This window comes from Mesorhizobium sp., from assembly GCF_005063415.1.
Lineage (GTDB): Bacteria > Pseudomonadota > Alphaproteobacteria > Rhizobiales > Rhizobiaceae > Mesorhizobium.
Genome location: NZ_SUEG01000278.1, coordinates 1 through 237, shown reverse-complemented (window position 1 = coordinate 237; position 237 = coordinate 1). Strand labels below are relative to the sequence as shown.

Annotated in this window: 1 pseudogene; it reads right to left on the bottom strand. The window is 70.0% G+C overall.

The annotated features are described in order from the left end of the window. A pseudogene (locus tag E5W70_RS31630) lies at positions 1–237 on the bottom strand (DNA polymerase IV); the annotation flags it as partial.

The following is a 237-nucleotide window of genomic DNA, read 5'->3' as shown; positions in this document are numbered from 1 at the left end:
CCTGGTCGGGAACGACGCGACGGTCGTCCTCGCCGCGCGAAAGCCGGTAGAGCCGGTCGCCCATGACGCCGTAGCGGCGCATCAGGTCGCCGCGTTCCATGCGCTGCAGCTGGCCGATGGTGCGGATGCCGTCGCGCTCGAGCGTGGCGGCAAAGGCCTTGCCGACCCCCCAGATCAGCGTTACCGGCTGCTCGGCCAGGAAGCCGATAGCCTCGGCCTCGCCGATCACCGAAAAGC